Below are 13,435 nucleotides of genomic sequence, written 5' to 3'. Positions count from 1 at the left end.
TTGCATATGAAAAAAACTTATTGTAATGATATTTGCTAATTACAGTTCGAACTATCATAGTCAGACCGTAGGCGTGACGAGTACTGGAACGCAAGCGTACTGGGATGTACGCTGGAGTGAAGCACGCAGGAACAACGACGCAGATGGCGGTTTATAAGCAGTTCCCCACTTTTAGCCAAAAAGTCATTCCAGTAATTGCGAGGCATACACTAGGCGTACCCCCTCCGCCTCTAATTCGGGTATCATCTCCCGAATGGCAACAGCAGTATTCATCCTTGCGTGCCCAATAACTATCGCGCTTCCATTGCGTACTGCTATATTCCCGGCAGTGCGCAATTGATTTTTTATATAGGTTACATCTGAGCTGTTATCCAGAAATAACTCGTTTTCTCCGATTTTGAGACCTGCGTCATGCGCCGTTGCCGCTGCAATTGTATGTGAACCGGTACGGCTGTCAATGAAAAACAGACTATGAGATTTGAGTACTTCCATTACAGTTTTCATAACCCTTTTATCGGCAGTTGCTTTGGAACCTTGATGGTTATTCACTCCCTTGACTCCGGGAACAGCAGCAACTGCTCTGTCAACAGTCCGCCGGATTTGATCGTCACTCATGTTGGCAGTGATTGTTGCCGGTTCCTGTTTTTCAGTGGGTGATGAGGGCTCTAACGGCAGATGAAGCATGACTAAATGGCCACTGGCTAAAGCTTTAGACGCGGCTTCATTGCTGAAAATCTGGTTGGGCAGTACGGAAAAAGTAATAGGACGATCCATCTCGGCAAAAGCGGCGATGGGTTCCCTGGTATAGCCAAAATCGTCGATAATGATAGCCAAATCTCCCCGTTTGCCCTCAACCTTGGCCTTCGGCCTGTCCACCGGCGCGGCTGCAGCCTTTTCCCTGGCAATGTATAGTCTATCGGTCACAATAGTCAGGGGATCGTTATCCAATTTATCCTTGATGCCAATATCCCAACGAACTGCCGGCAACCCTTGATAATTGTCCGGCTCAGTTCCAAGCACCTGGCCGCCGGCATCTTTAATCAGTTTGCGAACAGACTGTTCTAAAATATCAATACTCTCGTTCCCGTCAGCGGGGAAGGACAGTAAGATTTGACGGGAATGCCAACGAATTTTTCCCTCCACAGTTGTTCTGGCAACCTCCCGGTTAGCTTCCCTGATATCTTTAGGTGTAATTTTTTCTTGAGCGAGCGCCGTGTCAACGGCCCCATGAATTCTGTTGGCCTCCTCGGTAAAGTCTACGATAATTCCGGCACCGGTTTTTTCAATGTTGGGGACAGGTTGTGATACCGGTGTTCTGTCCGGTGCCTTTGGCAACAAATAGTGTAAAATCGCAATCAGAATAATTCCTGCTACCAGTATCCATTTCACTTTATTATTTGATTTCATTCTGCTCTCCTTGCCGCTTGCCTTACTACAATATGGTTTGAAAAAGTCTGCTATAGCTTGTTTGTAAAATATAACCTGCTTTCAGTCAATACTGTCTACTGTCAATTCAATTATATAGTTACCCCTTTACCTCTGTCCACAGCTTAATCATACCGGGACGATACTGCCGATTACTATTCTTCAAAGTAATTATTAACAAATAGTTAACACAATATTAAATAAAGAGCAGAGGATAATCGGCGTCGAAAGTGCAATTTCTACATAGCACTACATATTATTACATATTGCGATATGAACCGGGAATCCACTTCAGGCAGCTTCAGGCAGCAACAACGGAAAAGGAGTTATTACAGTGAAATTTTTTAAGCGCTTTGCGATGTTAATCACCGATATTAGAAATATGTTCGGAAATATCGTCCGCATTAAACCCATGCGTACCAAGTCTGGACTCACTTACAATAAGCTCAATTTCGGTTCGAAGAAATCCAAGCAAAGTATATTCTCAAAAATATCGGATACCCTGCGGCAATTGTCAGGAAATTCTGCTCACCTTAAACCCATACTTGCCAAATTAAGGCTTTCTGACAATAAAAATCCGGGTTCCTTAGAAGCTGCCGAAAGAAAAGAAACGAACTCCCTCCACATTCTGCAAAAATTGTTAGGCAGGTTTAGCTTAAAATTTAAGTTGCTTGCGGTTGTTGCTTTGCTCTCTCTTGTAACGATAGGTGTAGGTATTCTCGGTCTTCATGGCATGAAGGCGTCGAACAATGACCTAAGAACTATGTACACCAACCGGATTCTGGTTCTGAAAGAACTAAAAATTATGTCCGATGCCTTTACTGTAAACATTATTGATACTTGCCACAAGGTAAAAGACGGGCATCTGGCCTGGGCGCTGGGAAGAAAAAGGCTGGACGAGGGAACGCAAATCATTAAACAGCAGTGGACAGCCTATAAATCCATACCCATCACCAAGGAAGAAGAACGTATGGCAGCCCAAATTGACGGTTTCTTCGGCATAGCCGACGGCGCTCTCGCGAAAGCGTCCAGCATTATGGCGAAAGAAGATAAAAACGCTCTGAGCACCTTCATGATCGAAGAGATGTACTCCAGTCTTGAGCCTATGTCGCAAAATCTTTCGGAGTTAATCAACCTCCAGTTGGAACTTTCCAAGCAAGAATATTCACATGCCGACGAGCGCTACAGTTTTCTCCGGCATCTCTTCTGGTTCATGATTATATCCGGTCTGGGCTCCGCAATATTGCTGGCATTGCTGGTGCTAAAGCTTACAGTCGAGCAGGTTCGGGATATGGTTACCTGCGTAGAGGAAATTGCCGCCGGCAATTTGGCATTGCCTGAGATTCCCATAACCACTAACGACGAAGTAGGACGTTTGGGAATAGCTATGAATAAAATGATGAAAAATTTACGAGGCTTGGTTCAAACCGTGTCGCAATCAGCTGAACAAGTGGTGGCTGCTTCCGAAGAAACGGCCGCTTCCGTACAGGATGTATCGGCTACAGCCACCGATGTTGCCGCAATTAGCCGTAAGCTCTCGGATGATGCGGAGATTGGAAATGAATCAGTTGTAGAAGTGTCAAAATCCTTATTGGAGCTTTCATCTCTAGTCGATATCGCTAAAAGAGAAGCGACTTCCGCGGTAACTAACTCCAAGGAAACACTAAACGCCGCTTTGCAAGGTCAACAGACTGTAGTGGAAACTGTTACCCGGATGGCAAACATACGAATGAAGACGATGGAGACAGAAACCCTGATTGCCACACTGGATCAGTATACCGAGAAAATTGGCGCTATTACTCATACTATCACTGATATAGCCTCCCAAACCAATTTACTTTCCTTAAATGCGGCAATTGAAGCGGCCAGGGCAGGCGAAGCAGGCCGTGGTTTCGCCGTAGTAGCAAAAGAAGTAAAAAAACTGGCTGAACAATCCAGCCAGGGAGCAACTGAGGTTGCCGCCTTGATACAAAAGGTAACCCAAAGTACTTCGGCGGCGGTTGAAGCGATGCAGGCCAGCCGCACGGAAGTGGAAGAAGGCGTTTTAAGTGCCAACGAAGCCGGCCAGTCGCTGGAAAACATTTTGACTGCTGTCAACAACACTGTGCAAGATATAGAAGGCGTACTGGAAATTACCGATGAAGAAGTAACCCAATCTGATCGAATCATCGACTTGATAGATTCTTTGGCAACTGTAATTGAGAACACCGCGGAACAAGCCAAAGATGTTTCTACGGCAACCAATCATACCTCTACAATTATGGACGCCCTCGCTTCTAACTCGTCCGCAACAAACACGATGGCTACCGACCTAATGACGGCCATGGAAAACTTCACCACCTAACTCCGATTCTATTATCTTATTATCCTTTTATCCTTGTTCAATAGTTATATGATTTTCCAATACCCTAATATCATCATATCATCGCTAGGAGGATTAAGAAGTGAAAAATCAGGAATTTCAAGTAGCCGGCAGTCAGGTAATTGTCCACCTTGCCGGTGACCTCCAGGGAGAACTCGTTGCCGAAATACGCGAGACCTTGTTAGATTACATTGAAAAAGGCTATTATAATTTCACTTTAAATTTTTCGAAAGTAACCGGAATTAATTCCACCGGCCTTGGTACGCTGGTCAACATCCAAAAACGTGCGCTTCAAAACGGCGGTAACATTGTTTTGACCGAATTACAGGGCTTGGCCAAAACCGCTTTTGAACGAACACGGCTGACAAAGGCATTCCCAATCCTGCAAGACTCTGATTCCGACAGAGACTGTCACGATTGTATTTCTTGAAAAATATATTATAAAGAAAGGGCAGGCTGTTTTCCTGTCCTTTCTTTTCCTGTCCTTTTTTTGTATAAATAGTTCTATGAACGGAAGTTAATGAACTGAAGGTCGATACCGAAATCATTTTCTTTAAGTTTTTGAATCACCATTTGCAGATCGTCTTTTTTCGCTCCGGTTACCCGTACCTGGTCATCCATTATCTGAGCTTGGACCTTTAACTTCAAGTCCTTAACGGCGCTTACCACTTCCTTGCCTTTTTCCTTGCTTATACCTTTTTGAATGGTGATCGTCTGTTTGACCGTGCCACCTGAGGCCGGCTCAATTTTTCCCGGCTGCAGGCATTTTAACGGCACATTGCGTTTTACCATTTTAGTACGAAGTATATCCAGCATGGCGCCCAGCTTATAATCATCTTCGGCTGTAAGCTTTAAAGAATCTTTGTCCAGGACGATTTCCGCTTTGCTCCCTTTAAAATCGTACCGCTGACTAATCTCTTTCCCAGTTTGATTAATGGCATTGTCCATTTCCTGCATGTCAACTTCGGACACAATATCAAAAGAACAATCCTTTGCCATATAATATCACGGCCCCTTTCAATAAGATAATAAATAAGATTTATTATAATAATGTCCAATATATCCGAAAAATAGGGGATACCCTCTAATCCATCCGCTTTTGTTATATCATATTTGCATAATTATTGCAAAATATCCTTTTTCTCGCTTACCTATTATTCAAAAAAGGAGGTGAATTGTTTATTTCCAAATATAAATCCTTCTCCCTAACGCTTTAGTATTGATAGAAAGGGGTTACGTTATGGCCGCTAAAATATTAATTTGTGATGATTCAATGCTTGTCCGTAAAAAACTTCGCGATATTTTAGAACAATGGGACTGCGAAGTTTTTGAAGCCAAAAACGGTCTTGAAGGTGTAGATTTTTACCAGGTTCACAAACCTGAAACCGTGCTTATGGATATTGTGATGCCTGAACTTGACGGATTGGAATCCCTGAAACGTATAAAAGAGTATGACCCCAACGCCCGGGTCATCATGCTTTCTTCCAGCGGCACGTCCGCAAAACTAATTGAAGCCCTAAAATGCGGCGCTGCTGATTTCATTCAGAAACCTTACACGAAAGAACAAATTGCTAAAGCCATTGGCCGGTGACACTATCCTGCAATTTCAAGTTACACACTATCCAACTACAACTCACACCTCAAACTGTAACGGCCAGTGCCACAGAAGGAGATGAATCATGTTTAGTCAATATTTTGGACAGTATTTGTTTAATAAAGAAATATTAACGGTAGACCAGCTTTATGACGCTTTCGAATATGAACGTTCCGTGCGGGTCAAACTGGGAGTGCTTGCAATTAATTCCGGACTGATGACTGCCAATCAAGTGGAGGAAGTGCATCAGCTTCAGCAGGTGATGGACCGTAAGTTCGGGGAAATTGCCATCGCCAAAGGGTACCTTACCAGCCAGCAAGTTGATCAACTGTTAGATGCCCAAAATAATCGCCACCTCAGCCTAAGCCAAGCTATTGTCGACAAAGGGTTCCTCAGTCTCAGCCAATTAGAAAACACTCTCGAAAGTTATAAACAGGCGAACCAGTTCACTTCCAACCAGTTTAAATCGCTGCAAAACCGGGATATTGACGCCATTGTGCGTATTTTCCTTGATTTTTCGGAAGAAAAGACTGTGGCCGACTTATACTATGACTATACCGCGCTTTTCTTGCGCAATATTATCCGGTTTCTCGATGACGAACCGATACTAACCCGCTCTATTCCTTTCTCTCAAGATCTGCCGCAAATGGTTGGCAACTGGTTTGTAACGCAATCCATTTCCGGTAACGTTAACCTGTTCACCGGCTTGTTGCTGGAAGATTTATCCCTTTTGGAACTGGCCCGTCGCTTCAGCCAAGAAGATCTTGCTGTGATAGACGAGTTAACCAAGGATAGTGCCGCAGAGTTTTTGAATGTACATAACGGCGTTTTTTCAGTTAACATGTCCGACAGAGGAACAGAGCTTGACCTAACCCCGCAGTCTATTAGCGACACAATTGAGATACCCGTTAAAAACGGCCATCGGATACCCATTAACCTCTCTTTCGGTCAAATCCAATTGATTATTGCCAGCGCCCCGTCTTAACTCTTATTCACTTTCGTCTGCTTTTCAGTTCTGCGAATAATTCAGTAGGAGTAATGCCATGGTAAGCCAGTAATACCAGACAGTGATACCATAAATCGGCCATCTCGTATAATATTTCCGTTTTACTGTTATTTTTGGAAGCAATAATGGTTTCAGCCGATTCTTCACCGACCTTTTTGAGGATTTTGTCTTGTCCTTTATCAAACAAATATGTGGTATATGACCCTTCTTTGGGGTTTAGCTTACGATCATTAATAATATGATACAGCTCATGGAGTATGGTGATTGACGCCTCACCATACTCCGCTTGCGGATCAGCAACTCTTTCTATTTCACTTTGCTTCTGACCTAACTTGCGGCTGAAGCAGGAGAAAGTCCCTTCATGACAAGCTACCCCTGTTTGTTCAACCTTCACCAGCAGAGTGTCGGCATCACAGTCGTAGAATATGTCTTTTACTTTTTGCACATGTCCGGAGGTTTCCCCTTTATGCCACAGGCTGTTCCGGCTGCGGCTATAAAACCAGGTATAACCTGTGGCGATAGTTTTCATCAGTGATTCCCGATTCATATAGGCCAGCATAAGCACCGTCCCGGTGGCCTCATCCTGCACAATTGCCGGCACCAGACCGTTGGCATCATATCGAATCCCATCTATTTCCATCATGATCTTACCTCCACCCCGCGCGATCTGAGATATTCCTTCACTTGCCCTACGGTAAACTGGCCGTAGTGAAAAACGGAAGCGGCCAATACGGCATCAGCTTTGCCGATAGTCAAAACATCATAAAAATGCTCCATCTCGCCGGCGCCGCCCGAGGCAATAACCGGCACGTCCACAGCTTCGGATACGGCCCGGGTAAGAGGGATATCATAACCGTCTTTTGTGCCGTCTTTGTCCATACTTGTAAGGAGTATTTCCCCTGCCCCCATCTGAGTTGCACGCTTTACCCACTCCCAAACGTCAATACCTGTGGGTGTACGGCCACCGTTAATATAAACTTCCCATTGATTCGTCCCTACCTGCCTAGCGTCAACCGCCAGGACAATGCATTGCCGGCCAAAACGTTTGGCTCCTTCACTAATTAGATCCGGATTTTTCACCGCCGCAGTATTAAGAGAAACTTTATCAGCGCCGGCTTTCAACATTTTGCGGATATCCTCCACTGCGCGAATTCCGCCGCCAACAGTATAAGGAATAAATACTTCGGCCGCTGTTCGCTCCACCACATCCACCATGGTATTGCGCTGGTCGGACGAGGCAGTTATGTCAAGAAACACCAATTCATCGGCCATCATCTGATCATATACTTTGGCTAATTCCACCGGATCACCCGCATCCCGCAAACCGACGAAATTAGTCCCTTTCACAACCCGGCCGTCTTTGACATCCAAGCAAGGAATAATTCGCTTGGTGTGCATACTATATCACCCCTTCCCGGACTAAGGCGAGAGCAGCCGGCAGGTCAAGCGCCCCGGTATAAATAGCCTTACCGACGATAACCCCCTCAATGCCCTCCGCTGATGCCTGCGTAATCAGGCGAATATCCTCGATGCTGCTCACACCGCCTGAAGCGATAACGGGAATGCCGGCAGCCCTGGCGAGGGATGCCGTGGCGGCAACATTGACGCCGCGTAGTGTGCCGTCGCGGGAAATGTCTGTATAAATAATGCGGGCTACACCCTTGTCCGCCATTCGTTTGGCCAACTCTTCCGCTGCAATGCCGCCGCTTACACCCCAACCCTCTACGGCGACCAGGCCGTCCCTGGCGTCAATTCCTATTACAATGCGTTCGCCAAATTCCCGGCAAGCCGTCTTGACCAATTCAGGGTTACGAACAGCCACTGAACCTAATATAACCCGCTCTACCCCAGATGCCAGCACTGTTTCAATATTATTGAGAGTGCGAATACCACCGCCAATTTGTATCGGAATGGCGACCGACTGCACGATTTCCGCAATCACGCTTACATTTACAGGCTTGCCGGCTAAAGCTCCGTCTAGATCTACCACATGCAAGTAGGTAGCGCCTGCCGCTGCCCATTTGATAGCCATCGCCGCAGGATTGTCGGCAAAAACCGTCTCCTGATCAAACCGGCCTTCGGTAAGCCTGACGCATTTTCCGCCGCGAATGTCAATGGCCGGAAAGATAATCATAATGTCAACTCCTTGAAGAGACTGTTACAAAATACCCATCTGCGTCGTTGTTCCTCAACCCCGGTCTGATTATGCCGACTTTTACTTACTGAACATCATATGCCGGCTTTAACTAAGTCTCCATGGCGACGAATTCTCAACGTACAAACCCAGTACGCCCTCGCTGCGCGGCTTCCGGTACGCCTAGCATCTGGGCACCTTGTAACAGTCTCAAATAATTTAGAGGAAGTGTGTTTTTTAAAACACACTTTTGAAGTTCGCAAGTATTTTTAGTCCCACGGCACTGGATTTTTCCGGGTGAAACTGTACGGCCTGCACGTTGCCGCGGCCTACCGCCGCTGTAACCACCCCGCCGTAATGAGTAACGGCGGTGATCACATCAGCTTCGTCCGGAACAGGATGATAGCTATGTACGAAGTAGACATAAGAATTAGAAGGCAAGCCGGCAAATAGCGGACTGACGCTCTTAAATTCCAGACTGTTCCACCCCATGTGCGGTATTTTTAGACCGGGAGCCTCAATTTTTTTCACCATACCTTTAAAAACTCCCAGACCGGCAACTCCCGGGTCTTCTTCGCTGCCTTCGAACAGCAACTGCAGCCCCACGCATATGCCCAGGAAAGGTGTGCCGCGGCTAATCACTCGCAGAATGACATCAACCAGTCCGTAACTCGCCAGATTGCGCATACAATCGCCAAAAGCACCGACGCCCGGCAAGACTACTTTCCGGGCGCTTTCAATTTCCGCCGGGTCACTTGTGACCAGGATATCCCAAGGGCTGCCCTCCCCGGCGTAAAGTTTGGCAAAAGCCTTGGCCGCGCTATGGAGGTTCCCCATCCCGTAATCAATAATGGCAATGCTGTTTTTCATAGGTCAACCTCCCGTTGTGACTATGTACTCAGGAGTCAGAATTCAGAATTCAGAATACTTCAAGAATAATCTTCAAGTAATTCCAAGATTCGCTCCCAAAAAGCAATCTAATAGGCTCAATTTATCCAACTGCCACGAACTGCTTAGAAATTGTCAGGTGCTAGGCGCGACGAGGACCGGAACGCAGGCGTACTGGGGGTACGTCGGAGTGAGGACCGCAGGAGCAACGACGCAGATGACGGTTTATAAGCAGTTCCCTACTTAAAGAGCACTAGTCCAACTTGCCTTTTGTGGACATCACTCCAGCAATCCGCTCGTCCACGCGGGTAGCTTCGTCCAAGGCCTGTCCCAAACCTTTGAATATCGCCTCAATAATATGGTGGGTATTCTTGCCGGAAAGTAGGCGGACATGCAAAGTTAAACCGGCGTGAGTGGCAAAAGCCCGCAAAAATTCTTCCACAAGCTCACTTTCAAACTGGCCAACCCGCTCAGAGGGCATAGTTGCTTCAAATACCAGGTAAGGCCTCCCGCTGATATCCAAAGAAACCATGGCCAGCGCCTCATCCATAGGGACAAAAGCAGTGCCGTAACGTTTGATGCCTGCCCTGTCACCCAGAGCCTTGGCCAAAGCCTTGCCTAATACAATACCGGCATCTTCCACGCTATGATGCCCATCCACGTTAAAATCGCCGTCAATTTCCATCGTCAGGTCAAAAAGTCCGTGCCTGGCGAATAATATAAGCATATGGTCAAAAAAGCCTATACCGGTAGCGACCGAAGACTGACCGGCGCCGTCAATACTAAGCGATGCTTTAATCTTGGTTTCGATAGTGTTTCTTTCGATTGACGCCATACGTTTCATAGCGCCACCGCCTTTAAAAAGGCCTGGTTCTCCGCCGGCGTACCAACGGTCACTCTTAGGCAGCCGGACAGCCCCGGTGCATTGTTAAAATCACGAACGCCAATCCCCTGGTCAGCCAGGCGCTTCATCCAGCCAGCGGTATCACCCACTCGAATTAGGAGAAAGTTGGTTTCAGAGGGAAACACTTCCACTCCAGGAATAGCTTCCAATGCGGCCGCCAGTTTCTTCCTTTCAGATACTGTTTCACCGATTCCCGGCTCGAATTGATCCCGCATTTGCCAGACAGTTTCAGCGGCAATAAGCGATGTGGTGTTCACATTATAAGGTAGTAGAACTTTGCCCACTGTCTCTATAACCTCTTCCGACGCCAGCATATAACCCACGCGAGCCGCAGCCAGACAATAAGCCTTAGAAAAGGTACGGGTTACTGCCAACCGGGGATATTTAGGCAGTAAACCGACAGCCGATTGACCGTAAAACTCATAATAGGCTTCGTCTACCACCACCAGGCATTTAGCATTGGCAGCGATATATTCTATGTCTGCCAGTGGGATGATACCTCCTGTCGGATTATTGGGATTGCATAAAATAATGACAGCGGCCTGCTCTTTCTCGGCTGCTGTAAGTATTTTATCAACCGAAAGGGAAAAATCCGGTTCCATCTCTACCGCCACACCTTTGCTGTCGGACAGTTTGGCATAAATCCCATACATGGCAAAGGAAGGATTAGGGTAAACTACGCTTCGGCCTTGACCGCCATACGCGAAACATAGGGCAGCAAGTATCCCGTTTGATCCGCTCCCTACAAGTACATTTTTAAAACTCTGGCTGAATCTTTCGCTGATTAAGCGTCTCAGATTCAAACCGTTAATTTCCGGATAACGATTAAAAGCCAGGGATGAAATTCGTTCCATCAGTTCTGCTCTGACTGCCGGCGGTAAATTACGCGGTTCCTCGTTGGCATCCAGCTTAATTTGCCAATCAATTTCCTCGACGGAATAAGGTTTTAATGTTTCAAGTCCGAGGCGTATATTCAGCATGTTAACTTCTCCTTACCCGCACTGCATTAGCATGAGCGTCCAGACCTTCAGCTTCCGCCAGCCGGATTACCTGTTCGCTCACCTCCTGGAACGCAGCTTGGGTATAGGCAATAATGCTGGTTTTTTTCATGAATGTTTCCACATTTAGCACGGAATAAAAACGGGCTGTTCCACCGGTCGGCAATATATGATTGGGTCCGGCGAAATAATCGCCTAAAGGCTCCGGCGAGTAAGGCCCCAAAAATACTGCGCCGGCATGACGCACATACGGCAACAGCTTGAAAGGTTCAGCTGTTAAGATCTCCAGGTGCTCGGGAGCAGACAGGTTGGCAAGCTCCATCGCTTCCATCATATCGCTGGCGATAATGATTAGGCCATTCTCTTCTATAGACTCGGCGGCAATATCTTTGCGAGGCAAAAGTTCAAGCTGCCGCTTTACTTCACCGGTAACCTTGCCTGCTAATTCCCGGGAATCGGTGATGAGAATGCTCGACGCCAGCGGGTCATGTTCCGCCTGGCTTAACATGTCGGCCGCTACATAAGCCGGATCGGCGGTGTCGTCCGCAACAATGAGAATTTCGCTGGGACCGGCAAGCATGTCTATGTCGCAATGCCCATAGACAGCTTTTTTGGCCAAGGTAACAAAAAGGTTTCCCGGTCCGGTTATCTTATCAACCTTGGGAACGGTTTTGGTGCCAAAAGCCAGAGCGGCAATCGCTTGCGCTCCGCCCAGCTTAAATATCCTGGTTACGTTTGCTAAGCGGGCGGCGGCCAAAACATAAGGATTAACCGTACCATCCTTGGCCGGCGGAACAACCATGATAATCTCCTTGACGCCGGCAACAGCAGCCGGCACGGCGTTCATAATGACAGAAGAAGGATATGCCGCAGTACCACCGGGAACATAGATGCCTACCCGGTCAATGGGCAGGCATTTCTGCCCCAGCATGGCGCCGTGATTTCGTTCCGTTAGCCAGGATTTAGGCATCTGTTCGGCGTGAAAACGACGGACATTGACAACTGCCTGCTCCAAGGCAGCAAGGACACTCTTGTCAATTGTTTCCATAGCCTGGTCGATATCGGCCTCAGATACTGCCAGCGTATCAGCCGTTAAGTCAACTCCATCAATAACCGATGTGTAACGAAGGATGGCCTCGTCGCCCTGCTTGCGCACTTCTTCTATAATTTGGGCGACAACTTCCTGGGCAGTCATTTCCTTGCCGAACATTTCGCTGATCTTAGCCCGGACGCCGCTGCTCAATACTACTTTATCAAAAGAGGGCTTTTCCAGAACTTCAGCCATTTCTTCTTTAGTTAAAAATCCATTATATATTGTTTTCATTTTGCTTTCTCACTTTCTCTGTCGATAAGACCTTTAAGTCCTTCTACTATTTGATTGATACGGTTAAACTTCATTTTAAAACTAACCCGGTTGGCGATAAAACGGGCTGTGGCCGGATGGATTTGGGCCACCTCCACCAGATTGTTCTCCCTGAGAGTTCGCCCTGTCTCCACCAGATCAACGATCATTTCCGCCAGTCCCACCATCGGCGCTAATTCGATGGACCCGTTCAGCTTGATGATTTCCATTTGAATACCGATGCCATGAAAAAAGCTTTCCGCCACCCGCGGGTATTTTGTTGCAACCCGCATATGGGCGTAGTCACTCATTTTTTCCTGTTTCAGCGCTTGGGGCACGGCTACCATCATGCGGCAATAACCAAATTTTAGATCTAAAAGCTCATAGACATCCTTATTTTCTTCCAACAAGACATCCTTGCCAATAATGCCGATATCAGCCGCGCCGTATTCCACATAAGTAGGCAAATCGGCCGTCTTGGTAATAATGAACCGAATTTTCTTTTCCGTATTGGCAATAACCAGTTTGCGTGAATTCTCGCTCAGGCCTTCAGCAGTATACCCTAGCTTCGCCAGCATTTCGGCTGAAGGAATGAACAATTTCCCTTTTGGCAAAGCAATTGTAAGGTATTCCATATCACTTGAGGTCATTGTATAGCCTCCTGCATAGCTTTAGTTATTTAAAGCATTAACATGTTAATATACTATCATCTCAAATATTAATCCGTCAATATCCATACAAGATTTTTTCTGTTCAAAAATATATATAATATAGTTGAGTTT

The 13,435-nt window shown here is 46.7% G+C and carries 14 protein-coding genes; 4 read left to right on the top strand and 10 right to left on the bottom strand.

Going from position 1 to position 13,435, the window contains the following annotated elements; genetic code table 11:
- Nucleotides 1-183: 183 nt before the first annotated feature.
- Nucleotides 184-1,407 (bottom strand): divergent polysaccharide deacetylase family protein, encoded by a 1,224-nt coding sequence (locus MAMMFC1_RS15090; RefSeq protein ID WP_126309265.1) that lies wholly within the window; start codon nt 1,405-1,407, stop codon nt 184-186.
- Nucleotides 1,408-1,759: 352 nt separating this feature from the next.
- Here MAMMFC1_RS15090 and MAMMFC1_RS15085 point away from each other — a divergent pair, with 352 nt between their 5' ends.
- Together MAMMFC1_RS15085 and MAMMFC1_RS15080 are read left to right on the top strand one after the other, a co-directional pair.
- The gene (locus tag MAMMFC1_RS15085; protein WP_126309264.1) at nt 1,760-3,769 is read left to right on the top strand and encodes a methyl-accepting chemotaxis protein; all 2,010 of its coding nucleotides are present in this window, start codon (nt 1,760-1,762) and stop codon (nt 3,767-3,769) included.
- A gap of 100 nt (nt 3,770-3,869) precedes the next feature.
- The gene (locus MAMMFC1_RS15080) at nt 3,870-4,217 is read left to right on the top strand and encodes an STAS domain-containing protein (protein WP_126309263.1); all 348 of its coding nucleotides are present in this window, start codon (nt 3,870-3,872) and stop codon (nt 4,215-4,217) included.
- Nucleotides 4,218-4,291: 74 nt separating this feature from the next.
- Here MAMMFC1_RS15080 and MAMMFC1_RS15075 read toward each other — a convergent pair whose 3' ends face one another.
- Nucleotides 4,292-4,786: a YajQ family cyclic di-GMP-binding protein gene (locus MAMMFC1_RS15075; protein ID WP_126309262.1), complete on the bottom strand. Its 495-nt coding sequence runs from the start codon at nt 4,784-4,786 to the stop codon at nt 4,292-4,294.
- Nucleotides 4,787-5,027: 241 nt separating this feature from the next.
- On the opposite strand from MAMMFC1_RS15075, the gene MAMMFC1_RS15070 reads away from it, so the two are divergent.
- Together MAMMFC1_RS15070 and MAMMFC1_RS15065 are read left to right on the top strand one after the other, a co-directional pair.
- The gene (locus MAMMFC1_RS15070) at nt 5,028-5,378 is read left to right on the top strand and encodes a response regulator (protein WP_126309261.1); all 351 of its coding nucleotides are present in this window, start codon (nt 5,028-5,030) and stop codon (nt 5,376-5,378) included.
- Between the two features lie 88 nt (nt 5,379-5,466).
- A complete protein-coding gene (locus tag MAMMFC1_RS15065; protein WP_126309260.1) occupies nt 5,467-6,366 on the top strand; it encodes a hypothetical protein in 900 nt (299 codons plus the stop codon).
- A gap of 7 nt (nt 6,367-6,373) precedes the next feature.
- On the opposite strand, the gene hisIE is transcribed toward MAMMFC1_RS15065, so the two are convergent.
- The 8 genes from hisIE to hisG all read right to left on the bottom strand — a co-directional run bounded on the left by hisIE (nt 6,374) and on the right by hisG (nt 13,303).
- A complete protein-coding gene (gene hisIE / locus MAMMFC1_RS15060; RefSeq protein WP_126309259.1) occupies nt 6,374-7,030 on the bottom strand; it encodes a bifunctional phosphoribosyl-AMP cyclohydrolase/phosphoribosyl-ATP diphosphatase HisIE in 657 nt (218 codons plus the stop codon).
- Entirely contained in the window at nt 7,027-7,785 is a 759-nt protein-coding gene (gene hisF, locus MAMMFC1_RS15055) for an imidazole glycerol phosphate synthase subunit HisF (RefSeq protein ID WP_126309258.1), read from the bottom strand. Before hisF ends, hisIE begins: the two co-directional genes overlap by 4 nt.
- A 1-nt stretch (nt 7,786) precedes the next feature.
- Nucleotides 7,787-8,521 (bottom strand): 1-(5-phosphoribosyl)-5-[(5-phosphoribosylamino)methylideneamino]imidazole-4-carboxamide isomerase, encoded by a 735-nt coding sequence (gene hisA / locus MAMMFC1_RS15050; RefSeq protein WP_126309257.1) that lies wholly within the window; start codon nt 8,519-8,521, stop codon nt 7,787-7,789.
- A gap of 237 nt (nt 8,522-8,758) precedes the next feature.
- Nucleotides 8,759-9,391, bottom strand: a complete 633-nt coding sequence (hisH, locus tag MAMMFC1_RS15045; RefSeq protein WP_126309256.1) for an imidazole glycerol phosphate synthase subunit HisH — start codon at nt 9,389-9,391, stop codon at nt 8,759-8,761.
- 271 nt (nt 9,392-9,662) lie between these two features.
- On the bottom strand, nt 9,663-10,253 hold the full coding sequence (hisB, locus tag MAMMFC1_RS15040) for an imidazoleglycerol-phosphate dehydratase HisB (RefSeq protein ID WP_126309255.1): 591 nt from the start codon (nt 10,251-10,253) through the stop codon (nt 9,663-9,665).
- On the bottom strand, nt 10,250-11,293 hold the full coding sequence (gene hisC, locus MAMMFC1_RS15035; RefSeq protein ID WP_126309254.1) for a histidinol-phosphate transaminase: 1,044 nt from the start codon (nt 11,291-11,293) through the stop codon (nt 10,250-10,252). The genes hisB and hisC overlap by 4 nt, the downstream gene beginning before the upstream one ends.
- A gap of 1 nt (nt 11,294) precedes the next feature.
- Nucleotides 11,295-12,635, bottom strand: coding sequence for a histidinol dehydrogenase (hisD, locus tag MAMMFC1_RS15030; RefSeq protein ID WP_126309253.1), 1,341 nt, complete (start codon nt 12,633-12,635; stop codon nt 11,295-11,297).
- Complete coding sequence (gene hisG / locus MAMMFC1_RS15025; RefSeq protein WP_126309252.1) at nt 12,632-13,303, bottom strand: ATP phosphoribosyltransferase; 672 nt, start codon at nt 13,301-13,303, stop codon at nt 12,632-12,634. The genes hisD and hisG overlap by 4 nt, the downstream gene beginning before the upstream one ends.
- Between the last annotated feature and the right edge of the window lie 132 nt (nt 13,304-13,435).

Origin of the sequence: Methylomusa anaerophila (genome assembly GCF_003966895.1) — a bacterium.
Taxonomy (GTDB): Bacteria; Bacillota; Negativicutes; order Sporomusales; family Sporomusaceae; genus Methylomusa; species Methylomusa anaerophila.
This window is presented reverse-complemented; position numbering and strand designations above follow the sequence as displayed.